Source organism: Enterococcus sp. DIV0802b, from assembly GCF_050543535.1.
Taxonomy (GTDB): Bacteria; Bacillota; Bacilli; order Lactobacillales; family Enterococcaceae; genus Enterococcus_D; species Enterococcus_D entomosocium.
The window spans coordinates 2607527-2632461 of record NZ_CP172941.1 but is presented as its reverse complement, the minus strand read 5'-3'; the positions used below and the strand labels follow the sequence as shown (position 1 = coordinate 2632461).

Sequence of the window (24935 nt, the reverse complement as noted above, 5' to 3'; positions counted from 1 at the left end):
AAATGTGATAATTATCTGCAAAGAAGATGACATTGTTTCAATCTGCAGAATTGCTTATGATACATTTGAAAGCGTATTTATTATGATTTTAAATGAAGTTGAATGAGAAAGAAAGAGGAATTTGTATGAAAAAGATAACGAATTTATTGAACGAAAAATATGATAATCATATTTTTCCGTTTTTATGGATGCATGGAGAAGAGAAGGAGACGATTCAAACTTACATCAATAAAATTTACGAAGCCGGCATCCGATCTGTCTGCATCGAATCACGCCCTCATGAAGAATTTTTGAAAGCGCAATGGTGGGACGAGTTGGCGATCATCATTGAAGAGTGTGAAAAAAGACAAATGACACTTTGGATTTTGGATGACAAGCACTTTCCAACAGGCTACGCCGCAGGAGAAATTGAGAAGAATCATCGACATTTGCAGAAAGAATTTTTGAATTTTCGACAATTTGATTTTGTAGGCCCAAAAAAGAATGCTGGAATTATGTTGGATTGGTGTTCCAATGCAGAGCGACCGAATATTTTGAATTCCGAAGGGGAAACGGTTAACGAGAGTGGCAAATCATTTTTTTCTGCTGAAATCATCAGCGCCGTTGCGGTCAAAAAAACTGGATTTAAGCAGATCAGCGAGGAGGAGTGGATCGACCTTACAGACTCAATGATTGATGAGACATTGTATTGGTCTATTCCTGAAGGAGAGTGGAGTATCTTTGTCTTTTACACGACACAAGAAGGAGGGGAAGCTTCGACACAAGGGTACTTGAATCCTTTGGTACCAGAAGCAACGGATGTTTTGCTGGAAACGGTTTATCAAAGTCATTATCAACACTTTGGAGAGAAATTTGGCACAACGATCCAAGGATTTTTCTCAGATGAACCGCGGTTTGGGAATATCAAGGGTCCTGATGCAGTCCTTGGAAAAGTAGATATGCCATTGCCGTGGCGGTATGATTTGTTGACTTTGTTAGCAAACCAGCTAGCCATATCTGAAACTGAGCTGCGAGGGCTGTTGCCGGCTCTCTATCGTGGTGAATCAAAACAGACGGCTAAGATTCGTTACAATTATATGTCGTTGGTTTCTGAGCTATATAGTCAACACTTTTCTCAGCGGATCGGACGCTGGTGTCGGGAACATAAGGTCGACTATATCGGACATGTGATTGAGGATAACAATGCCCATGCACGTTTAGGCTATGGGGCAGGTCACTTCTTTCAATCGATGAAAGGACAATCGATGGCAGGGATCGATGTCGTTTTGCATCAATTGATGCCGCAACAAAATGACGGATACTTTGAAGCCATGACATCTACTGGCTGGGATGGCGAATTTTTCCATTACGCATTAGGGAAAATGGGGGCATCTTTAGGAAACTTAGACCCTGTGAAACAAGGTCGAACGATGTGCGAAGTATTCGGTGCATATGGTTGGTCAGAAGGAACCAAACTGATGAAATGGCTAACCGATCACATGCTGGTGCGAGGGGTCAATCATTTTGTCCCTCATGCTTTTTCAATGAATGACTTTCCTGATGCCGATTGCCCGCCACACTTTTATGCGCAAGGCCATAATCCACAATTTGAGGGCTTCAAACAGCTGATGACGTATATGAATCGTTTGAGTTATCTATTTAGCGACGGGAAACATCAAGCGGATATTGCTGTGCTGTACCATGCTGAAGCGGAGTGGGCAGGCGCTTATATGCCGATTCAAAAAGTTGCTCGTGAACTGATGGAACATCAATACGAATTTGAAATCGTTTCGGTTGAGATGATGCTTGATGCGCAATTTACGGATCAAACGTTTGTCATCAATGAGTATGCCTTTCAAACATTAGTCATTCCATATACTGAGCGAATGTCTGGTCCATTGATCAAAAAGCTGACAGCTCTCGCAGAATCTGGAATTCAAATTATTTTTGTTGAGGAAATGGTGAAAGAAGCCCTTGAACAAACTCTGCTTACCCATGAACTGCGGCTTCTCGCTCGCCTTACGGAAGTAACACCGCTCACAGCACTTACTGATAACGTTGGCTTGAAGGTACGGGATCGTTTAGAAACATCAAAAGCTCTGCCGTATTTGCGCTACTATCATTATCAGCAGCAGACAGATGAAATATTCATGCTTTTCAATGAAAATGACAGTGAATCGCTGCAGTTTCAGGCTGTTTTTCCTGCTAAGAAGCCTTTAGTTCAATATGATCCAGTAGAAAATAAACTGAAACCTGTGTCATATAAAAATGGCAGCTATGAGATTCATTTAGCACCAGCAGAGAGTATGATTCTTTTTGAAGCTACCTCGGAACAACCATTGCGTATTGATAGAAGCAAACCAGTGAAAGAAGTTCATCTAAACGATCAGCCATGGCAAGTCACTTTCGAAGGAATCGGGAAAGAGCAAGCGGTAGTTGCCTGTCAAAAACAATATTCGTCATTGCCTTTACTGGGAGTCGGTGATGACTTCAGTCGGTTTAGCGGGAAAATCACTTATACCGTGGACTTCCCTAAAGCAGCAGGAGAGGTTTTATTAAGTATTGAAGATGCTTCAGAAGTTGTGACTGTTTCAGTGAACGGTCATTGTGTAGGCACAAGAATCAGTACACCGTATACATTTGAGTTGACGGACCTGCTTCAAGAAACGAATAATTCCATCCAGATTGAAGTGATCAATAATTTAGGTCGCAGTATGCGGGATTATCTTTCACAGTTTGTCCTGTTCGAGCCTTTGGGGATCACTGGCGAAATCAAACTTTTTATTGAGGAGGAGCAAAAATGAACAACCAGCAGTTGGCAACAGAGGTTTTAAAGGAAATTGGTGGAAAAGCCAATATCGAATCGGTGACCCATTGCGTCACACGTCTGCGTTTTGTATTGCATGATACAGATACCCCAAGTAAGGAGACCATTGCTAGTCTTGACGGAGTGATTTCAGTCGTTGAACAGGGCGGACAGTACCAGATCGTTTTAGGAAATCGTGTAAACGATGTCTATGAAGCGGTCCTGCAACAAGTCGGCGAATTAATAGAAGACAATACCCATGAAAAAACAAAAAAATCTCTTTTTGATCAGTTTACCTCCACGATTTCAGGGATTTTCACGCCAGCTTTAGGCGCTATGGCTGCGTCAGGAACGATCAAAGGGATCTTGACGATTTTATCAGTAGCAGGTATTTTGTCAGAAACTTCGGGAACCTATATCGTTTTGTATGCATTGTCTAATGCTTTCTTTTACTTCATGCCAATCTTATTAGGTGCTTCGGCGGCAAATTATTTTAAATTAAACAGCTATGTCGGAATGTTGATTGGGGCATCATTGATCTATCCTACTTTGCTGCCGTATGCGACAGAAGGTAGTTTGACCTTTTTGTCGATTCCCGTGAATATGATGGACTATACTTCTTCCGTTTTTCCGGCAATCATTGCTGTCTGGGTGGCAGCCAAAATCAATGGCTTCGTTCAGAATTGGCCGTTGAAAGATTTGCGATTCATGGTACAGCCTCTTATCGTGTTACTAGTTTCTGTCCCTCTTGCCTTGCTGGTCGTTGGTCCAATTATATCCAACTTATCAAGTCTACTGGCAACGCTTGTTAATAATGTTTATCACTTCAGTCCGGTTTTGGGCGGGCTGGTGATTGGGGGACCATGGATCTTGATGGTCATGTTCGGATTGCATTGGGCATTCATTCCAATTTTTCTTAACAACATGGCGATGCAAGGATTCGATCCTGTGATGGGTCTGCTCTTAGCGAACCAAATGGCAATGGCTGGAGCTGTCGTGGCGGTTGGTCTACGAACGAAAAACGATAAAACGAAAGCACTCGCATACTCAACAGGTCTGACAACCCTGATTGGTGTCAGTGAACCAGCATTGTACGGAGTATTACTTCCTTATAAACGTCCGTTGATCGCTGCTGTCATCGGTGGAAGTTTAGGTGGTGTTATTGCAGGATTTATGCAGACAGTGCAGTATTCTTTTGGTGGTTCAGGATTGTTGGGTATTCCTTTGATTATCAATCCAGCAGGAATCGATGGTGGATTTTATGGTGGGATTGCTTCGCAGGTAGTAGGGCTTGTTGCGGCATTTCTAATCACCTATTTTTGGGGAATTGTAGAACCTGAAAAAAGGAAAGCAGTCAATTCAAAAGAGCCAGTGAATTCAAAAATCAATTTTCAAGAAGTCGTTCAAGGAGAAGTCGTTCCCTTAACAGAGGTTCCTGACAAAGTTTTTTCAGAAGGCTTGATGGGGCAAGGGAAAGCAATCAAACCACAATCAAACACCTTTTATGCCCCTTTTGATGGCGTGGTCACTGCTTTATTTCCAACAAAGCATGCGATCGGCTTGACCAGTGATCAAGGCGTTGAACTTTTGATCCATATCGGTGTTGACACAGTAGAGCTAGAGGGAAGGCACTTTACGACCCTTATTGAAGCAAATCAAGCAATCAAAAAGGGCCAGCCGCTGATAAAAGCCGATCTCGCAGCTATCCAAGCAGAGGGATATGCGACCATTACGCCAGTTGTGGTAACGAATGCGTCAGCATTTGAGAAGATCATGAATGAAAAAGAGTCACTTATTGTTGCCAACTAAAACCTTAGATTCAATGCAAAGAAACATGAAATCAGTGAATGATTTCATGTTTCTTTTTTACCGTCCATTCTCCGTCTGTCGATAATCACTAGGTGAAATGCCGACTTTTTTCTTGAATAAACGGCTGAAATAGGCGGTGTTTTCGATGCCGATCGCCAATGAGATCTCTTTGATGGAAAGCCGAGAATAGCGCAAAAGGTCTTTCGAATAAGAGATGCGTTTGCTGATCTGGTACTCGATGGGGGGCAAGCCCATGTATTTGGAAAACTCCTTGACGATTTGATACTTATTGATATGATACCTTTCCTCCAAAGAGTCCAAGGTGATCCCTTGACGGAAATCTTCTTCTAGCTGGTCACGAATCTGCAAAATATAAGTGGGGATCTCACTATCCGAAAAATCGAGATGATATTTTTGCAGGAGCAGTTCATTGAGCAGCTGATGGATCAAAACAGAGCTTTGGAAGGCAGTTTTCGCATTTGGTTCTGGCTGTAGCATCAATAAATCTTGTAAGACCAAGTGGATCGGATTTTGACGACTGCTGGCAGGATTGGTGTGAAAAACTGGACTGCCATTTTTGAGGAATTCCTCATAAAACGCTGCGACGTTGGCGCCATATAGATGGATCCAGTCCATTTCCCAGGGCTCTTGACTAACGGTGCGGTAGTACTGATAGTCTAGACAGTCGATAAAAAACACATCACCCGCTTTCAGTTGATAGCTTTTTCCTTTGTAGCGCAATTCACCGCAGCCGGACAATGTATACTTGATCAAATAAGAAGGCAGGTTCTCTCGTTCTGTAAAGTAAGGTTTGCTGGCTTTGAAATAGCCGATTTCTTGAATGTAATAGAAAAGTTCACGCTGCTTTTGAGTTGAAGTATTGATGTAACGCAGTGAATCGGTTGACCATGAGTGGTTGGCTTTTTCCCAGTAGTCCATCGGATCCTCCTTTTTACCAAGATTGTGCAAGTCTTTATCAAAATTGTGTGATGAAACTCGTTGATTGTCAAGCTAAAATTGAGGCAACAAGAATGAATCAGTAAATTGTAATCGATTTATTTTTAACCAAGATAATGAAAGGTGGAGACCAGTGAACACATTTATCGCAATCGATATCGGCGCATCAAGCGGTCGTCTGATGTTGAGCCGTTGGGAAAATGAGCAGATCACTTTAGAAGAGATCCATCGCTTTAAAAACGGCTTTCGTCCCCTTGAAGGCTTTGACCGCTGGGCGATCGATTATTTGATCCAAGAGATTTTAGTAGGACTGCAAAAAGTGAAACAAGCCGGTATCAATGACTGCTTCGTCGGAATCGACACCTGGGCAGTGGACTACTGTTTGATCGATCAAGCAGGCGAACGTTTAGGCGACCCAGTCGCTTATCGAGATAGTCGCACCAATGATGCGATCGCGGCTTTTGGCCAGCGCTATTCTTTGCAAAAACTGTATGAGAAAACAGGCATTCAGCTGCAGCCCTTCAACACGATTTTTCAATTAGCCACAGAAGAAGCGCAACTGTTGCAAAAAGCCGACAAACTGCTGTTGATTCCAGATTATTTGGGCTACGTTTTTACCGGCAAGATGGTCACGGAAAAAACCAATGCCTCGACGATGCAGCTTCTAAATGCCAATACCCAAACATGGGATGTAGAATTATTAGCTGAGATTGGCGTAACAGAAGGACTGTTCCCACCATTGGTTGATGCTGGGACGGTTTTAGGCGCACTGCAAACTCAGAAGTTTCCAGCTTATGATTTGCCACAAGCGACCTTTGTCACTGTCGCTAGTCATGATACGGCTTCGGCGATCATCGGTACACCCGGAGAAGGGTCAGAGTGGGGCTACATCAGCAGCGGGACATGGTCATTGCTGGGGATCGAAACCAAAGTACCCAATGTTTCCCTTGCCGCCTTTGATGAAAATTATACGAACGAATGGGGTGCCCACAACACGATTCGCTTTTTAAAAAATATTATGGGCATGTGGCTGATCCAAGAAGTGGCTCGGCAGCAAGATTATCAGTATTCCTATGCAGAACTGGCGGAATTGGCGCAAGCAACGCCTGCTTTTCAACAGTTTGTCGATGTCAATGATCCTCGTTTTTTGAATCCAGAAAATATGATTACTGAACTGCAAGCGTATTGTCGAGAAACCCAGCAGAAAGTTCCAGAAACCGCAGGGGAACTGGCTCGCTGTGTGTATGATAACTTAGCGCTTTGTTATGCCAGCGAATTGCAAAAGCTGGAACAGCTGACAGGTATGACGAACAAGCTGCAAAAACTGCATATCGTGGGGGGCGGTTCCAACAATCGCTTTTTAAATCAACTGACGGCTGATGCTGCGCAGCTGACGATCGAAGCTGGCCCAAGTGAAGCAACGGCGATCGGCAATCTTTTAATGCAGATGATGAGTGCTGGCATCTTCACGTCGCTGGTTGAAGCACGCCGCGCGGTCAAACACTCATTTCCTTGCAGTGTTCATGAACCACAGCCTTTTGATCACAAGATTTTAAGCAACTATCAACGTTTTATAGAAGGAGAAGGAAAAAATGACAACGATTCAACAGCGTTATGAAGAAGCTAAGACAGCATATGCCAAATTAGACGTCGACACGGATGCGGTTTTGAAAAAATTAGCCGATGTGAAAATCTCGATGCATGTTTGGCAAGGGGACGATGTGCAAGGATTTTTGAGTGATGAAGCGTTATCTGGTGGGATCTCTGTAACAGGGAATTATCCTGGTGCTGCGCATACCCCTGAGGAGTTGCGCCAAGATTTAGAAAAAGCCTACTCTTTGATTCCTGGAAAACACAAATTGAACCTTCACGCCATCTATTTAGACACCGAGGAAGCAGTGGATCTAAATGAATTGGAGCCTAAGCATTTTGAAAAATGGGTCGCTTGGGCGAAAGAACAAGGCTTAGGTTTAGACTTCAATCCAACCTTTTTCTCACATCCCATGTTCAAAGATGGCTTTACCCTTGCTTCACCAGATGAAGAAGTTCGTCAGTTTTGGATCGAACACGGCAAACGTTCGCGTCAAATCGCTGCCTATATGGGCAAAGAAACTGGGCAAGTCTGTGTCAATAATTTCTGGGTGCCAGATGGCTACAAAGACAACCCGATCGATCGTTTTACACCACGGGAACGCTTGATGACAGCATTAGATGAGATTTTTGCTGAAGAATTGCCAGCGGAATACACAGTGGATGCCGTGGAAAGCAAGTTGTTTGGTCTTGGCGCCGAAGCCTACACCGTCGGCTCTCATGAATTTTATATGGGCTATGGCTTGACGCGCGATAAACTGATTTGTTTGGATGCTGGACATTTTCATCCAACTGAAGTGATCTCCAATAAATTGTCTTCATTGGCACTATTCAGCAAAGGCATTTTGCTGCACGTCAGCCGTCCTGTACGCTGGGATAGTGATCATGTCGTGATCATGGATGATGAATTGCAAGAGATTGGCCGCGAATTGGTTCGCAATGACTTATTGCCAAAAACCAACATTGGGTTAGATTTCTTTGATGCGACGATCAATCGGGTCGCTGCGTGGGTGATCGGGACGCGCAATACTCAAAAAGCGTTGCTAAAAGCGATGCTAGAACCGATCGAAGAACTAAAAGCAATCGAATTATCAGGTGATTTCACCACTCGTTTAGCCATGACGGAAGAATTAAAAGACTATCCGTATGCAGATGTTTGGAATTACTTCTGTGAAAGCCAAGGGGTACCAGCAGGTCTGGATTGGCTATCAGAAGTGAAAGCCTATGAAGAAACCGTCTTAAAAGCCAGAAAGTAGGAGAACGATGAAAAAGATTGATATTTTACAAGCGAATTTTGTACAAGAAATGATGGAAACGACAGCAAATCTTTACCGTTTAGGGTGGGATGAGCGCAACGGTGGCAATATTTCTTACTTATTAACAGAAGAAGAGATCTTGCCTTTCATCGATCCGCAAAGCGTCTTGCGGGAAATTCCCATGATTTTTGATGCTACGGCACTAGCCGGCAAGTACTTTATTGTGACAGGTTCAGGAAAATACTTTAAAAATGTAGCCGCACATGCAGCGGAAAACCTTGGTGTGATTCGGGTCAAAGAAGATGGGCAAACATTGGAATTGCTTTGGGGCTTGGAAAATGGTGCGGTGCCAACGAGTGAACTGCCAAGTCATTTCATGAGTCATATCGCTCGCTTGTCGGTCGATCCAGAAAACCGAATCATCATGCATAACCACGCATCGCATCTTTTAGCCATGAGTTTTACCCATGAGTTGGATGAACGCAGTTTCACGAGGACCCTGTGGCAGATGTGTACGGAGTGCTTGGTGGTCTTCCCAGAAGGTGTTTCCATCATTCCTTGGATGGTTCCAGGAACGAACGAGATCGGCGAAGCAACAGCTGCTAAAATGAAAGAAACCCGTTTGGTACTTTGGCCGCAACATGGCATCTACGGTGCTGGCAAAGATATGGATGAAGTCTTTGGCTTGATTGAAACGGCAGAGAAAGCTGCGGAAGTGTACACCTATGTCAAAGCGCAAGGCCCAATTTTACAAACCATTACAGATGAAAATCTGAAAAAATTGGCTGACGCTTTCAAAGTCACTCCCCGAGCAGGCTATCTTGAGGTATAATCAATGGTAGAAGAATAGAAAAGGCTTTCAGTCTTTTCTATTTAACCTATATTGTGAATAAACAAACAAATGGAGGTAGGAAGAATGGCGAATAGAATGATTTTGAATGAAACATCGTATTTTGGAAAAGGAGCAATCGAGAACGTACCGACAGAATTCAAGGCACGAGGGTTCAAAAAAGCGGCAGTGATCACCGACAAAGATTTGGTGAAATTTGAAGTAGCAACCAAAGTGACGAAATTATTGGATGAAGCAGGTGTCGACTATGCGTTATATGATGGGATCGTGCCCAACCCAACGATCCAAAATGTCAAAGACGGCTTAGCGTTTGTCAAAGAAGCCCAAGCTGATTGTATCATTGCGATTGGCGGTGGTTCACCGATCGATACGGCAAAAGCGATTGCGATTATTGCTACGAATCCTGAATTTTCAGATGTGATTAGTTTGGAAGGCGTGGCAGACACGAAACATCCATGCTTGCCGATTTTAGCGGTACCGACAACTTCTGGGACTGCAGCCGAGGTAACGATCAACTATGTGATTACAGATGAAGAAAATCATCGGAAATTCGTTTGTGTAGATCCTCACGATATTCCTCTAGTAGCCTTTGTGGACAGCGATATGATGATGGGGATGCCGAAGAGCTTGGCAGCCGCAACGGGAATGGATGCCATGACCCACGCCATCGAAGGCTTCATCACCAAAGGCGCTTGGGAAATGACTGACATGCTGCACATCAAAGCAATCGAGATCATCGGGCGCTCATTGAGAGATTCCGTGAATGGCGATCAAGCAGGACGAGAAGCGATGGCACTAGGGCAATACATTGCCGGTATGGGCTTTTCAAACGTCGGCTTGGGCTTAGTCCACGGCATGGCACATCCATTGTCCGCTTGGTACAACATTCCTCACGGAGTAGCGTGCGCGTCTTTGTTGCCAACCATCATGAAATACAACAAAGACTTTACGGGTGAAAAATACCGTGAGATCGCGATCGTTTTAGGCATTGAAGGGGCAGAAACGATGTCACTTGAAGACGTCCGAGATGCTGCTTGCCAAGCAATCGATCAGTTAAGCACAGATGTGGGTATTCCAGCGACCATTTCTGAATTAGGCGTCAAAGAAGAAGATATCCCAGCCATCGCCAAAGATGCCTTGAATGATGTCTGCACACCAGGCAACCCGCGGGATACGACTTTAGAAGAGATTATTGAGCTTTATCGTTCGTTGATGTAAAAGCTCAAATCGTTCCTTTCAATGAGCGTGCTTATTTCGCTTGCTGTATAGGCGCTCAAACCTGGATTGCTCCTTAACGACGGTTGAAGGGTTTCGATAAACGGCGTTTTCCTTATCGTTTCATGGGAACTAGCAGCTTTTCTTATTCCAACAGTTGAATAATGAACATTGATGATAACACTGACTTTGTTACAGCCATTTTGAAAAATGGCTGTTTTTTTTGTCCTTAACGTTGTATTGTAATTCTTATTATCGATCGTCTTTGTCCCTTGAAGGGGACAAAGAATGATAGAACGCTTACATTTCCTGGTGCTATGATAAGTGTGTAGAAAGGAGAACGGTTACATGACTGTTATGGAACAACGAAAGAGAAAAATCATCCATATTCTTTCCAATACGAGAGAATTTGTCACAGCCGATGAACTATCCGCAGCGCTTCGACTTTCTACAAAGTCGATTTATCGCATCGTAAAAGCGATCAATGAGGATGCCACGATTGACTATGTGATTCTCTCAGAAAAAGGGAAAGGCTACCGCTTAAGTTTCCATCATCAAGAAAAGCCCCAGAGTCAGAAAGCGGAGATGCCGAATGCACTGACACCAGTGGAACGCCGTAACAAGGTGATGGAGGAGCTATTGCTTATTTCACCCAAAAGAAAGAATATTTTTTCCCTGTATCAGCCTTTTTATGTGAGTGAAACGGTCATCAACAGTGATGAGAAATTAATTTCTGAAGCTTTGCAGCGTTTTGAGCTGACGGTTTCCCGCAAAAATAAAATGATCGGGGTGAACGGTGCAGAAAAAAATATCCGTCGAGCATTGCAGGAGTATATCCAGCAAACCCGCAATATCCGCTTGGATGATCTGCATGTGACGAATGAGTCGTTCAACCGTTATGATGCGGAGTTTGTTTTTCGACAGCTGAATTTGATTGAAAATCACCTAGGCTTAGTAATTCCTCACCCATACAACATCAATCTTTTTTCTCACCTGTATATCTTATTGCGGCGGTTTCGCAAAGTAGGGAATTCGTTTAACGAGGATATTTTAGATGAGAAAGAGAAACAGCAAATGCAAGAAAACCCAGAATTAGCCACCATCGCCAAAGAGATCATTGGCAATAGCGAACAGTACTTGCATACGAAATTACCAGAAAACGAAAGCTATTATATGTATCAGTACCTCGTCTCCTCACGGATGCAAAAGGCCACGGATGAATTAGAGGATCTGTCAGAACAAGTAAAACTGATTTCCAATGCATTTATAGAAAAAATGAGCACTCAGCTGCAGCGCTCATTTGAAGACGAGGAGTTATTCGGTAAATTGGCTCGCCATATCAAACCAATGATCAATCGATTGCGACATGGGATCGAAGTCAAAAACAATCTTTTGGAGCAAATCAAATTAGAATACACAGATTTGTTTTTTGCTACCGAAGAGACTGCAAGAGAAATCTGCCATGTGTACGATTTGCCAGCGCTCACAGAAGATGAAGTCGGCTTTGTCACCCTTTACTTTGCTCAAGCGATCGAAGAACATCCTCAACAACTCAAGGTTATGATCGTCTGTACTACGGGAATCGGGACCTCCGAATTATTAAAAGTAAAAGTGCATAAGAAATTTCGTGAGTTGGCAATCACCGCTGTCCTACCTTCTCGTGATGTGGAAGCGGCTTTAAAGCAACACCCGGATACGGAGATGATCATCTCAACCGTTCAATTAACGATCGATAGTCCGATTCCGGTCGTGATCGTGAGCGCCATGCTGACGATGGAAGACCAAAAACGCCTTGAAGCGATGATTGGGAGGGTGAGAAATGTCTAAATTCCCTTTGTCCCTTACTTTAGTTTCAACAGAAGCAGGAGAGACGAAAGTCGATGTTTTAAGGAAGATTGCAGCTGTTAGTCAAACAATCGGGCTGACGGAGAGCAAAACCCTGCTATTTGAAGCACTGCAAGCCCGAGAAGCGAGCGGCAACACGATGATCGCTGAAGATTTTGCGCTACCACACATTGAAAGTGCTGTGGTGAAAAAAAGCGGAATCGTCCTCGTCAGAGGTGAAAAAGTCCTTTGGCAGGGAACGCTGCAAGCAAAAACGATTTTTGCGATCCTGATGAAGACTGACGAAACAACCGCGGTGAAACAAGCAGTCATCCGCTTAATGAAATGTTTCGCCTATGAAGAAAATCTGCAATTCATTGCAGAAAAATCAAAAGAAGAAATCGAAGCCTTCCTTCTCAACCAACGCGGCTGATAGGAATGAATGGTCAATTCAGTAAGGCAAGAGGTACTCAACTAGAGGAGGAAAACGAATGGATATTTCAACAGTAATTGATCCAAAAATAATCAAAACCAACATGGAGGCCGCTTCTAAAGAAGAAGCCCTGCAGCAATTGAGTCAGCTTTTATATACCAATGAGTACTTGACGGATCAGGCAGCATTTTTAAAAGATGTCTATGAGCGGGAAGCAGTTGGTCAAACAGGGATTGGTAATTACATTGCCATTCCTCATGGAAAAAGTGCTCATGTGAAGGAGATTGGTGTAGCAATCGGGGTTTTAAAACAAGAGATCCCTTGGGAAACGTTGGATGGCAAGGGAGTGAAAGGAATTATCTTATTCGCCGTCGGTGATGACACGGAAGGGGCGCAAAAGCATTTGAAATTGCTCTCTTTGTTCGCTCGGAAATTAGGAAATGACGAGGTGACGGCTGCCTTGTTGAAAGCAAAAGAGCCGCAGCAAGTGATTGAAGCATTTCAAGGATAACAGAAAATTTAAGGAGGAATTATTTATGAAAATCGTCGGAGTATGTGCATGTACAGTAGGGATCGCTCACACTTATATTGCTCAAGAAAAGTTAGAAAATGCGGCAAAAAAGGCAGGTTACGAGATCCATGTGGAAACACAAGGAACGATCGGTCGTGAAAATGAATTGTCACCTGAAGCGATTGCGGCTGCAGATGTCGTGATTTTAGCAGTTGACGTCAAAGTAGCAGGACGTGAACGATTTGAAGGGAAACGAATCATTCAAGTGCCGACCGAAGTTGCCATCAAGTCCCCAAGCAAATTGTTGGAAAAAGCCAAAGAGGTCGTCCAACAGCAGGCGGTCTAAGCAAACCGAAGGAGGAAGGAAACTATGGAAAAAATCAAAGCATTGAATTTAAAAGGACATTTGTTGACAGCCATCTCCTATTTGATTCCGATTGTCTGCGGTGCCGGAATCTTGATTGCCATTGGCATGGCTTTCGGCGGCACCAGCCAGGGACAACTAGTGCCAGGTGAATTTACGATTTGGGATGCTTTAGCTACGATGGGAGGCGCAGGACTCGGGTTGCTTCCAGTGGTCATTGCGACAGGAATTTCTTATGCGATTGCCGAAAAACCGGGGATCGCGCCAGGGTTTATTATTGGTTTGACAGCCAATGCCATTGGTGCAGGTTTTATTGGGGGAATTTTGGGCGGCTACTTAGCTGGATATCTAGTAATTGCTATTTTACGATTTATTAAAGTACCAAATTGGGCGAAAGGCTTGATGCCGACATTGATCATTCCCTTTTTGACCTCTTTGATCGGTGGTCTGATCATGGTCTATATTATCGGTACACCGATCACTGCCTTTACGAACTTACTGACGAACGCACTAAATAGCTTAGGCTCCTCTTCATTATTGGTTTTTGGTGCCGTCATCGGCTTGTTGAGCGGCGTTGATTATGGTGGACCAATCAATAAAACGGTCTTTGCTTTTGTTCTGACGATGCAAGCAGAAGGGATCAATGGACCGATCACTGCACTGCAATTAGTCAATACTGCAACACCGATCGGCTTTGGTTTAGCATTCTTTATTGCAAAACTGTTCGGCAAAAACATCTATACGCCTGTAGAAGTGGAAACGTTAAAATCTGCCGTACCAATGGGTGTGATCAATATCGTTGAAGGGGTGATCCCAATCGTTATGAACGATATCGTCCGAGGGCTGATCGCAACAGCTATCGGTGGCGCTGCTGGAGGTGCTGTTTCAATGGTCTTAGGGGCAGATGCAACGGTACCGTTTGGTGGTGTGCTGATGCTGCCGACTATGACTCGTCCATGGGCTGGGGCAGTAGCTTTGTTGGTAAATATAGTAGTGACTGGGATCACCTTGGCTTTGATCAAGAAAAATGTCACTGAAGAACAAGTAGCCGCGCAAGCAGAAGTGGAAGAAGAAGAAATCGATTTAGATGATATTCAAATTTTCTAAGAAAAGCGATTCAATTGAAAGAAGAATCGTTCCTCTCAGTACAAGACTGATCGAGGAGAAAGGATAAGTCTATGAACAAAGTTGAATTTTCACCGTCACTGATGACGATGGATCTAGATAAATTTAAAGAGCAAATCACTTTTTTGAATGACCAAGTGGACTCCTATCATATTGATATTATGGATGGTCATTACGTACCCAATATTTCCCTATCCCCATGGTTTATTCAAGAGGTCCGCAAAATCAGTACTTTGCCTTTGTCCGCTCATTTGATGGTCACTGAACCTGCCTTTTGGGTGCAGCAGCTGATCGATATCAACTGTGAATGGATTTGCATGCACGCTGAAGTTTTGGATGGGTTAGCATTTCGTCTGATCGATCAAATCCATGATGCCGGATTAAAAGCCGGGATCGTCTTAAATCCTGAAACGCCAGTATCGGTCATTTTGCCTTATATCGATCGTTTGGATAAAGTCACGATCATGACGGTTGATCCAGGGTTTGCTGGCCAACGCTTTATTGAAGGGGCGTTAGATAAAATTGTTGAACTGCGGGAATTACGGGAAGAATACGACTATCACTATGTCATTGAAATGGATGGTTCCTCCAATCGGAAATCCTTCAAACGGATCGATGAAGCCAATCCAGACATCTATATTGTCGGACGCAGTGGATTGTTTGGTTTAGATGATGACATTGCCAAAGCATGGTCGATCATGGTCGCAGATTATCAAGAAATGACTGGAAAAGTTTTGAGTAGCTAAGCAAAGCCGAAAGCAAAAGAACCGGACGACTCAAGTTGCGGACTGTTAAAAAGAGGAGCATTAGATGCCTCCTAGCCTGTAAACTTTGGGTGTCTGGTTCTTTTCTATTGTGAAAAGGCAGTGAATAGAAACATGCTGGCTGAAGAAAGTGAAGGAGGCAATTTAATTGAAAAAATTATTTGATAAAATCGATCAATTAGGAGTGAACACCCTTCGTACATTAAGTATCGAAGCCGTACAAAAAGCCAATTCAGGACATCCAGGATTACCGATGGGGGCAGCACCCATGGCCTATGCCTTGTGGACCAAACACTTGAAAGTCAATCCAACAACTTCTCGCAACTGGGTGGATCGTGACCGCTTTGTTTTGTCTGCTGGACACGGTTCGGCGTTATTGTACAGCTTGTTGCATGTGTCTGGTTACGATGTGACCATTGAGGATCTAAAAAACTTCCGTCAATGGGATAGCCGCACACCAGGACATCCAGAAGTCGATCACACAGACGGCGTGGAAGCAACCACTGGACCTTTAGGACAAGGGATCGCCATGGCAGTCGGTATGGCAATGGCCGAAGCCCACTTGGCTGCAACCTATAATCGCGAAAAGTATCAAGTCATCGATCACTATACCTACGCTTTATGTGGCGATGGCGACTTGATGGAAGGTGTTTCGCAAGAAGCTGCATCCATGGCTGGTCACATAAAATTAGACAAACTGATCGTCTTGTACGATTCAAATGACATCTCCCTAGATGGCCCAACTTCAAAAGCCTTTACAGAAAATGTCGGTGCGCGTTTTGAAGCGTATGGCTGGCAACACATTCTCGTTGAAGACGGCAATGATTTAGAAGCGATCTCGAAAGCGATCGACGAAGCAAAAGCTGAAAGCGACAAACCAACCTTGATCGAAATCAAGACTGTGATCGGATACGGTGCGCCAAATCAAGGCACCTCTGCCGTTCATGGTGCGCCGATCGGTGCCGAAGGCATTTCTGCAGCCAAAGCGATTTATGGTTGGGAATACCCAGAATTTACCGTACCTGAAGAAGTTGCCGCGCGCTTCAAAGAAACCATGATCGATGAAGGACAAAAAGCTGAAGCCGCTTGGAACGAAACTTTCCATGCCTATGAAGCAGCCTACCCAGAACTTGCGGCGCAATTCAAACAAGCCTTTGCGGGTGAATTGCCAGCAGATTGGGATGCAGCATTACCAAGCTACGAAGTTGGCAGCTCACAAGCTAGCCGGGTATCCAGCAAAGAGATGATCCAAGCCTTATCCAAAGCCGTCCCTAGTCTCTGGGGCGGATCGGCTGACCTTTCTGGTTCCAACAACACGATGGTGGCAGCAGAAAAAGACTTTGAACCTGGCCAATACGAAGGCCGCAACATTTGGTTTGGTGTCCGAGAATTTGCGATGGCGGCAGCGATGAACGGAATCCAATTGCATGGCGGTACGCGAATCTATGGCGGAACCTTCTTCGTCTTCGTTGATTACTTGCGTCCAGCGGTGCGCTTGTCTGCGATCCAGCATGCACCTGTGATCTATGTCTTGACGCATGACTCCGTGGCGGTGGGAGAAGATGGACCGACGCATGAGCCAATCGAGCAATTAGCCAGCGTCCGGTGCATGCCAAATGTCCAAGTGATTCGTCCAGCAGACGGCAATGAAACCCGTGCTGCCTGGAAATTGGCCATGACGACAACGGATAAACCAACGGTCTTAGTCTTAAGCCGACAAAATCTACCAGTGATCGAAGGCACGCAAACCGGTGCGGATGAAAATGTCGCAAAAGGTGGCTACGTGATTTCAAAACAAGCTGGTGAAACACCAGCGGGGATTTTGATCGCCACAGGTTCTGAAGTGAATCTTGCGGTCCAAGCACAAGCTAAATTGGCAGAAGAAGGCATCGATGTATCGGTGGTCTCCTTACCAAGCTTTGATTTGTTTGAAGCACAAAGTTCAGAATACAAAGAAAGCGTCTTGCCAAAAGCAGTGAAGAAACGGGTAGCGATCGAAGCGGCTTCCCCATTTGGTTGGGAACGTTACACTGGCTGTCATGGAAAAGTGATTGCGATCGATCATTTCGGTGCATCCGCACCTGGTGACAAAGTCTTAGCGGAATTCGGCTTCAGTGTTGAGAATGTCGTGAATACCTTCAACTCACTATAATCAAAAAACAGGCGATCTTTAGAGGGAACATTCCTTTGAAGATCGCCTGTTTTTGTTTACTAAAGAAGCATGGCCAAATCTGCGCTTAATTTTTCTCTATTGTTAAAAGGAGCCATGAAATCATCTCTCGATAGCAGTCATCAGCGATCGCATTTGGTGTCCGATCAAAGTCATGCTGTTCTAAGTCGAGCCAAAGTGTTTTGGCACGGGGGACTTGTGCAGCGAAAGCTTCGGAGGCGCTGAAGGGAACGTCTGGATCTTTTTTGCAATGAACGACAAAGCAAGGAGGAAAGTCTTTGTAAGCGGCAGCAGGAATCGCCAAGGCTGCCAGCTGTTCCCGATTGCCTAAATAACGCTGCCAGTTGCCATATTGACGGGCGGAAAGGTACAAAGGGAATCGTTTTTCTAACGTGCCGTGGGTGATTGGTTGGCTTTCGATCATAGCTTCGGCGTCGAGTGGCGGGACTTTCGGAAATTGCGTGTAAAAGCGTGCCGGCTGCAAAAATTCTTTATAAAACAACTCTTGGTATCCGTAAAATCGGATCAAGCCTTTTTGCTCCGGATGCTTTGTGCGTGCGGTCAGTAAGGTCGCTAAAAAACCGCCGGCGGAGCGACCGAATAGAATGTACTCATTTGCACCAACGCCGCTGAAGTGCCAGCCCTCTGTCAAAAACCATTCCACTGCCTTTTTTGTATGAAGGTAAATGTCGTTCAGCGCTACTTCGGGAGCCAGTGGATAATCAAAGAGATAAAGGCTAACACCGGCAGCCAGCAATTGGTGGACATAATCCTGCGGAAGGTCTTCCCGCTGACCATAGAGGAAGCCACCACCATGAAAATACAAAAGGCTGATCCGAGGCTGCGCTGCTTTTAGGATCGTCACTTCTAACGGCAAAGTGCCGTAGGTGTCAAATTGGATTTTTTCTGTTTGCGCAAAGGCATTTTTAGGATAAACCATTGTTTTCTTCCTTTCTCTTCTTCGATAGTATAAGGAAGAGTATAGGAGAAGGAAGCGGTTTAAAAAACAGCGTTATGACTAAAAATAGAAACGGTTTTGTCGAAAGTGAACAATGATGTCCTTCAGTAACACGCTTACAATAACCGTATAAATTAAAGGAGGCAGAACAATGGAGTTGAAAAAAGAAGTAGCGGCAATGATCGATGCATTATCTCAGATTGGGAATGATCCAACTGGAGGAATGACTAGACTGCTTTATACCGATTCATGGAAAGAAGCGCAATCATTTGTAGAAAAACAATTAAAAAAAACTGGCTTAACGACGTCCTATGATGCAGTCGGCAATCTCTTCGGCAGAATGGAAGGCAGCCAGTATCCAGAAGAAACGATTCTTTCAGGGTCACATATCGATACCGTCGTCAACGGTGGCACATTAGACGGTCAATACGGGGTCGTTGCTGCTGCTTTAGCGATCAAGTATTTAAAAGAGACCTATGGGCAACCTTTACGCTCCTTGGAAGTCATCTCAATGGCAGAAGAAGAAGGCAGTCGTTTTCCAACCGTTTTTTGGGGAAGTAAAAACTTTGTCGGAGAGGCCAAAAAAGCCGATGTTGAAGCGATCGCAGATTTTGAAGGCAATAGCTTCGTGGCAGAGATGCAACGCCAAGGCTTTGATTTTCGCGACCCACAAGAACCGGTTCGATCAGACATTAAAGCCTTCGTGGAAATCCATATCGAACAAGGCAGTGTTTTAGAAAAAGAAAATTTGCAGATCGGTGTCGTCAATAGTATCGCTGGTCAAAAGCGCTACACCTTTGTCTTAAAAGGACAAGCCAATCATGCAGGAACCACACCGATGGGCTATCGCCAAGATGCTGTGTATGGTTTTGCCAAAATGTGTGCCGCAGTGATCGACCGTGGCTTAGAGCTTGGGGATCCATTAGTAGTGACATTCGGTAAAGTTGAGCCAAAACCGAATACGGTCAACGTGGTTCCTGGTGAAGTGTTGTTTACGATGGATTGTCGCCATACTGATGGGCAGCTATTGGATGCCTTTACTGCTGAAGCAGAACAGATCATTCAAACGATCGCCCAAGAGCATGACTTGACAGTGGAGATGGATCTATGGATGGATGAACGCCCTGTGCCGATGGACGATACGATCGTTGCCACGGTGGAACACGCGGTGAAGCAAACTGGCAAACGCTACAAAGTCATGCATAGTGGGGCGGGGCATGATTCCCAAATCATTGCACCACATTTTCCAACGGCGATGCTTTTTGTACCAAGTATTGATGGGATTAGCCACAACCCAGCCGAAGCAACGACTATCGAAGATTTAACAGCTGGGGTAGAAGTTTTAGCAGCTTCCCTTTACGAGCTAGCATACAAAGAATAGAAAGCAGGGACACACATGGGATACAAAAATAATAATACGGGCTATTTAGATGGATTGCTGCAATCACGAGCAGTCATTAGAAAAAATAATTTTGCGATCTTGCCGCATGATGGGCTAGTGAATAATGTCATTCCAGGCTTCGAAAACTGTGAATGTTCGATACTCGGCACACCAAAATTAGGGGCGTCTTTTGTCGATTACATCATTTCATTCAAAAAAGATGGCGCCAACCAATTGGGCTTCGGCGGTCCAGAGATCGAGAGTTTTTTGTATGTCATCTCGGGCAAACTGGAAGTAAGTGATGGCAAAGAAACCCATACATTGACGGACGGAGGCTATATCTATCTGCCTGCTGGAGAAAAACTGTATATGAAAAATCTCCAAGAAGAAGCGACAGAAGTGTTCTTGTATAAGAAACGTTACCAACCACTTGAAAATCACCAAGCCTACAAAGTAGTGGGGAATCTCTCAGAGTTGACACCGATCCAATACGAAGGGATGGAAGACGTCTTGCTTTGGGATTTCTTACCAAAAGAGCTGGGCTTTGACATGAATATCCATATCCTTTCCTTTGAACCAGGGGCAAGTCATGGCTACATTGAGACCCACTACCAAGAACATGGAGCGTACTTACTGTCAGGTAAAGGGATGTATAACTTAGATAATGAGTGGTTCCCAGTGGAAAAAGGCGACTACATTTTCATGAGTGCCTATGTACAGCAAGCGGCCTATGGTGTTGGTCGTGACGAACCATTGACCTATATTTATTCCAAAGATTGCAACCGCGATCCGGAAATTTAAAGGAGTTTAGAAAATGGAAGAGACGGTTATTGTACAGTCACAAGAGTTACAGCAATTGATCCAAAAAAAATTAGCGGCTGCTGGTTTGTCTGAAGCGCACGCAGCCATCGTTGCAGAGCATTTGGTCTTTGCCGATGCCAGCGGGATCCACTCTCATGGGGCTGTACGGGTAGACTATTACGCAGAGCGGATCGCTAAAGGTGGAATGAATCGCACTCCACAGATCACGTTTGAAGAGACTGGGCCTAGCAGCGGGATCGTTCACGGTCAAAATGGCGCAGGGCAGGTCGTTGTATTAGAAGCGACAAAGCATGCCATTGAGATGGCCAAACGTTCTGGGATCGCGGCGGTTGGTGTACGGAAAACGAGTCATAGTGGGGCGCTATCCTACTATGTCAAAAAAGCTGCAGAAGCTGACTTGATTGCATTATCTATGTGCCAATCAGATTCAATGGTGGTTCCTTTTGGCGGCAAAGAAAATTATTTTGGTACCAATCCAATCGCATTTGCCGCACCACGAAAACAGGGGGCACCGGTGGTCTTTGACATGGCAACGACGGTCCAAGCGTGGGGCAAAATATTAGATGCTCGCTCCAAAAATAAAGAGATTCCTGCGACATGGGCCGTGGATGCTCATGGCAAGCCAACGACGAATCCACATCATGTCCACGGCTTACTGCCTATCTCAGGGCCAAAAGGCTTTGGGTTGATGATGATGGTGGATATCTTATCAGGAATGCTCCTTGGGCTGCCTTTTGGCAAGCATGTTTCCTCTATGTACAACGATCTGACGAAAGGTCGCGACTTAGGGCAATTTATTTTGCTGATCGATCCGCAACGCTTTACAGATTTAGACACATTTAAAGAGTCGGTGGAGACGATGGTTGCCGAACTGCACGACATACCGGCTGCTGAACAGTTCCAGCAAGTCTATTATCCAGGCGAGATCAATCAACTAACCTATGAAAAATATATGGCAGAAGGCATTCCCATCGAGAAGAACATTTATCGCTATCTCATTAGCGACACGGTTCATTTTGACCAGTATTCTGGGTCAGATGCCTTTGCACAGACAGGAACAGGAGAGTGAGGAGACCCATGTTACACACTATTATTCAAAAAAACAATTACCAAGATTCCATTGTTTTAATGCTTTTGACCAATCGTCTACTGACGATCGAAGGGATCAACAACGCTTCGGTCATGATGGGCACACCTGCCAATAAGGACATTTTCAAGACGGGTGGTCTTTATACCGAGGAGATGAGCAATGCGACATCTAACGATATGGTGCTCGTTTTAGACATCGAAGAGGAAGAAATCATCGAAACAGTCCTGTCAGAAATCGATGCCTTCTTATCGGACCAAAGCAATAGCGCAGGAGAGGAAACCCAAAGCGTCAAAACTTGGGAAAAAGCCTTAGATCTTGGAAAAGATGCGAAGGTCGCTGTCTTATCGATTCCCGGTACTATGGCAGCACCAGAAATTGAAACCGCATTAGCAGCGGGCAAACATGTATTTTGTTTCAGTGATAACGTTTCATTGGAAGAGGAAGTTCGGCTAAAGAAACTGGCGCATGAAAAAGGACTTCTTTTAATGGGACCAGATTGTGGCACAGGGATTCTCAATGGGATACCAGTAGCCTTCACCAATGCCGTCCGTAAAGGGAAAATCGGTGTTGTCGGCGCTTCGGGTACTGGTATCCAAGAAGTCACCACTATTATTCATAAATTGGGTGCCGGTGTGACACAAGCCATCGGAACCGGTGGACGAGATCTCAAAGAAGCCGTCGGTGGGATCACCATGAAAGATAGCATTCTTGCCTTGGAACACGATCCTGATACGGAGGTGATCGTGGTGATCTCCAAACCACCTGCACCACGTGTCCGAGATGAAGTGTTGGCACTTTTAAGAAGAGGAACAAAACCTGCAGTCACGATTTTTCTTGGGGAAGAGCCAACGGACCACGAAGAAAATCTTTACCGAGCCTACACGCTGGAAGAAGCGGCTCAATTAGCCGTGCAGCTGCTACGTCAAGAACAGATTGGACTAGAGCCAGTGAAAGAGGAAACAGCAGCTGCCACTTTTGGACCTGAACAACAAAAAATCAAAGCTTACTATTCTGGCGGAACATTGGCGTACGAAGCAGCGATGCTTGTTAAAGCAGGATTAAATCTGGAACAAGAAGATACCCATCAGGAAGGATACATCTTAAAAGCAGCTGGCCATGAGATCATCGATTTAGGTGATGACATTTATACTCAAGGCAAGCCCCATCCGATGATCGACCCAACAAAGCGGATCGAACTGTTGAAACAAGCGGGGGAAGATCCTGAAACGGCAGTGATTTTGTTAGATATCGTTTTAGGGTACGGCTCTCATCAAGATATGGCGAGTGAATTGGCACCGACCATCAAATCATTGAAGGAAGAAGCACAAGCAGCTGGTCGGGAGTTAGCGGTGATCGCTACGATCGTTGGAACTGATTTAGACCCCCAAGATAGCAACGAGCAAGCAGAGATTTTAACCGCAGCTGGCGTGATTTTGTGTCAAAGCAATGCCCAAGCAGTCAAAAAAGCTTTAGCAATGCTCGGCCATCCCTTTTCCCCAATTAGTCGTAAGCTGTTGCCAAAAGCAGTGACAACTGCCGATGGGTTGCCAGAGCCATCTGAAAAGAGCCGCGAATTGTTGTCGAATGACGCGTTCATCAATGTAGGGTTGCGTAGCTTTGCAGAAGCGATCCAGACGCATCACGGTCAAGTCGTTCAATACGACTGGCAGCCAATTGCTGGTGGGAACGTAACGTTACAAAAAGCCTTACGTTTCTTAGCACAAGTGTCACTATCAGAGTAGGAGGAAGTTATCGTGTACGAAACTATTGAAGAAGCAAACCAAGCCGTTATTGCCAAGATCGTTGCCGGTTCGCCTTTTTTGTTGGATGTCGTTCCAGCAGTCAGTGTCATTCCAGAATTAGGTGAAGGAAAAGTCCTATTGCACGCAGGACCACCGATCCGCTACGACCAGATGATCGATCCGATTCAAGGCGCTTGTGTTGGAGCGGGACTTTTTGAAGGCTGGGGCGAAACGGAAGAAGAGGTACGTCATTTATTAGCATCTGGGGAAGTTCAACTGATTCCTTGTCACCACGTGCAAGCGGTTGGCCCAATGGGGGGCATCACCTCTGCCAATATGCCGGTTCTCGTGGTGGAAAACAAAACAGACGGCAACCGAGCGTACTGTACGATGAACGAAGGGATTGGGGCAGTTTTACGTTTTGGCGCCTATTCTCAAGAAGTCATTGATCGCTTGCATTGGATGAAAAATACGTTAGCACCAGTTTTAAGTGCTGCACTACAAACAAAACCCGATGGCTTGAACATCAATGTCTTAGTCGCAAAAGCAATCGCCATGGGGGATGAGTTCCATCAACGGAATATCGCTGCTTCGTTGGCGTTCTTAAAAGAAGTAGCACCAGCGATCGTTACCCTTGAAGGATTTGAAAAAGAAAAACCAGAAGTCATTCAGTTTCTAGCAGACACGGATCAGTTTTTCTTGAATATCATGATGGCTTCTTCAAAAGCGGTGCTTGATGGCGCCCGGACGATTGAAGAAGGAACGGTTGTGACAGCAATGTGTCGCAACGGGCATGAATTCGGTATCCGTATTTCTGGTATGGGGGACGAGTGGTTTACCGGTCCTGTCAATACACCAAAAGGGTTGTATTTCTCAGGATTCAGTGAAGAAGATGCCTCTCCAGATATGGGCGACAGTGCCATTACGGAAACCTTTGGTGTTGGGGGAATGGCGATGATTGCTGCCCCAGCTGTGACACGCTTCGTTGGTTCCGGCGGATTTCACGATGCGTTGAAAACCAGCAATGAGATGTTAGAGATCTCCATTGATACCAATCCGAATTTTCCCGTTCCTACATGGGACTTCAAAGGGATCTGTTTAGGGATCGATGCTCGGAAAGTCGTGGAAACAGGGATCTTACCGGTGATCAATACAGGGATCGCCAACAAACAAGCTGGACGGGGACAAATTGGGGCCGGGACAGTGACACCACCAATGGATTGCTTTGAAAAAGCTGTCTTGGCTTATGCAAAAAAATTAGGATTTGAAGAATAACTCAGGGTCTGAAA

Annotated in this window: 20 protein-coding genes; 18 read left to right on the top strand and 2 right to left on the bottom strand. The window is 44.9% G+C overall.

The window, feature by feature from the left end; translation table 11 throughout:
* The first annotated feature begins 125 nt into the window (after nt 1-125).
* Both IGJ12_RS12310 and IGJ12_RS12305 read left to right on the top strand, forming a co-directional pair.
* Nucleotides 126-2783, top strand: a complete 2658-nt coding sequence (locus IGJ12_RS12310; protein WP_228085300.1) for a glycosyl hydrolase — start codon at nt 126-128, stop codon at nt 2781-2783.
* A complete protein-coding gene (locus IGJ12_RS12305) occupies nt 2780-4594 on the top strand; it encodes a beta-glucoside-specific PTS transporter subunit IIABC (protein WP_086316454.1) in 1815 nt (604 codons plus the stop codon). Before IGJ12_RS12310 ends, IGJ12_RS12305 begins: the two co-directional genes overlap by 4 nt.
* A 57-nt stretch (nt 4595-4651) precedes the next feature.
* Here IGJ12_RS12305 and IGJ12_RS12300 read toward each other — a convergent pair whose 3' ends face one another.
* Nucleotides 4652-5533 carry an AraC family transcriptional regulator gene (locus tag IGJ12_RS12300; RefSeq protein WP_430619079.1) on the bottom strand — a complete coding sequence of 294 codons (882 nt, stop codon included), beginning with the start codon at nt 5531-5533 and terminating at the stop codon, nt 4652-4654.
* A gap of 151 nt (nt 5534-5684) precedes the next feature.
* Here IGJ12_RS12300 and rhaB point away from each other — a divergent pair, with 151 nt between their 5' ends.
* The 11 genes from rhaB (at nt 5685) to tkt (ending at nt 17635) form a co-directional block, all read left to right on the top strand.
* Nucleotides 5685-7169, top strand: coding sequence for a rhamnulokinase (rhaB, locus tag IGJ12_RS12295; RefSeq protein ID WP_087665014.1), 1485 nt, complete (start codon nt 5685-5687; stop codon nt 7167-7169).
* A complete protein-coding gene (gene rhaA / locus IGJ12_RS12290; RefSeq protein ID WP_005234414.1) occupies nt 7144-8397 on the top strand; it encodes an L-rhamnose isomerase in 1254 nt (417 codons plus the stop codon). The genes rhaB and rhaA overlap by 26 nt, the downstream gene beginning before the upstream one ends.
* 7 nt (nt 8398-8404) lie before the next feature.
* Nucleotides 8405-9229 carry a rhamnulose-1-phosphate aldolase gene (rhaD, locus tag IGJ12_RS12285; protein WP_016612608.1) on the top strand — a complete coding sequence of 275 codons (825 nt, stop codon included), beginning with the start codon at nt 8405-8407 and terminating at the stop codon, nt 9227-9229.
* A gap of 84 nt (nt 9230-9313) precedes the next feature.
* Nucleotides 9314-10465, top strand: coding sequence for a lactaldehyde reductase (gene fucO, locus IGJ12_RS12280; RefSeq protein WP_034872046.1), 1152 nt, complete (start codon nt 9314-9316; stop codon nt 10463-10465).
* A 345-nt stretch (nt 10466-10810) separates the two neighbouring features.
* The gene (locus IGJ12_RS12275; protein ID WP_430619078.1) at nt 10811-12289 is read left to right on the top strand and encodes a BglG family transcription antiterminator; all 1479 of its coding nucleotides are present in this window, start codon (nt 10811-10813) and stop codon (nt 12287-12289) included.
* Nucleotides 12282-12719 carry a PTS sugar transporter subunit IIA gene (locus IGJ12_RS12270; RefSeq protein WP_016612611.1) on the top strand — a complete coding sequence of 146 codons (438 nt, stop codon included), beginning with the start codon at nt 12282-12284 and terminating at the stop codon, nt 12717-12719. Before IGJ12_RS12275 ends, IGJ12_RS12270 begins: the two co-directional genes overlap by 8 nt.
* Nucleotides 12720-12777: 58 nt before the next feature.
* On the top strand, nt 12778-13230 hold the full coding sequence (locus IGJ12_RS12265) for a PTS sugar transporter subunit IIA (protein ID WP_016612612.1): 453 nt from the start codon (nt 12778-12780) through the stop codon (nt 13228-13230).
* Between the two features lie 25 nt (nt 13231-13255).
* Nucleotides 13256-13576 carry a PTS fructose transporter subunit IIB gene (locus tag IGJ12_RS12260; RefSeq protein ID WP_008380953.1) on the top strand — a complete coding sequence of 107 codons (321 nt, stop codon included), beginning with the start codon at nt 13256-13258 and terminating at the stop codon, nt 13574-13576.
* A gap of 24 nt (nt 13577-13600) precedes the next feature.
* A complete protein-coding gene (locus tag IGJ12_RS12255; RefSeq protein ID WP_430619077.1) occupies nt 13601-14701 on the top strand; it encodes a PTS fructose transporter subunit IIC in 1101 nt (366 codons plus the stop codon).
* Nucleotides 14702-14772: 71 nt separating this feature from the next.
* Nucleotides 14773-15465 carry a D-allulose 6-phosphate 3-epimerase gene (gene alsE, locus IGJ12_RS12250; RefSeq protein ID WP_008380955.1) on the top strand — a complete coding sequence of 231 codons (693 nt, stop codon included), beginning with the start codon at nt 14773-14775 and terminating at the stop codon, nt 15463-15465.
* A gap of 166 nt (nt 15466-15631) precedes the next feature.
* Nucleotides 15632-17635 carry a transketolase gene (tkt, locus tag IGJ12_RS12245; RefSeq protein ID WP_194199698.1) on the top strand — a complete coding sequence of 668 codons (2004 nt, stop codon included), beginning with the start codon at nt 15632-15634 and terminating at the stop codon, nt 17633-17635.
* An 85-nt stretch (nt 17636-17720) separates the two neighbouring features.
* On the opposite strand, the gene IGJ12_RS12240 is transcribed toward tkt, so the two are convergent.
* Nucleotides 17721-18593, bottom strand: a complete 873-nt coding sequence (locus tag IGJ12_RS12240; protein WP_016613703.1) for an alpha/beta hydrolase — start codon at nt 18591-18593, stop codon at nt 17721-17723.
* A 169-nt stretch (nt 18594-18762) separates the two neighbouring features.
* On the opposite strand from IGJ12_RS12240, the gene allC reads away from it, so the two are divergent.
* The 5 genes from allC to IGJ12_RS12215 are packed head-to-tail and all read left to right on the top strand — an operon-like array spanning nt 18763 to nt 24921.
* A complete protein-coding gene (gene allC / locus IGJ12_RS12235; RefSeq protein ID WP_016613702.1) occupies nt 18763-19992 on the top strand; it encodes an allantoate deiminase in 1230 nt (409 codons plus the stop codon).
* Nucleotides 19993-20007: 15 nt separating this feature from the next.
* Nucleotides 20008-20793: a (S)-ureidoglycine aminohydrolase gene (allE, locus tag IGJ12_RS12230; protein WP_016613701.1), complete on the top strand. Its 786-nt coding sequence runs from the start codon at nt 20008-20010 to the stop codon at nt 20791-20793.
* 13 nt (nt 20794-20806) lie between these two features.
* Entirely contained in the window at nt 20807-21883 is a 1077-nt protein-coding gene (gene allD, locus IGJ12_RS12225) for an ureidoglycolate dehydrogenase (protein WP_005234452.1), read from the top strand.
* Between the two features lie 8 nt (nt 21884-21891).
* Complete coding sequence (gene fdrA, locus IGJ12_RS12220; protein WP_008379230.1) at nt 21892-23646, top strand: acyl-CoA synthetase FdrA; 1755 nt, start codon at nt 21892-21894, stop codon at nt 23644-23646.
* 12 nt (nt 23647-23658) lie between these two features.
* The gene (locus IGJ12_RS12215) at nt 23659-24921 is read left to right on the top strand and encodes a DUF1116 domain-containing protein (RefSeq protein ID WP_005234461.1); all 1263 of its coding nucleotides are present in this window, start codon (nt 23659-23661) and stop codon (nt 24919-24921) included.
* The last annotated feature ends 14 nt before the right edge of the window (nt 24922-24935 follow it).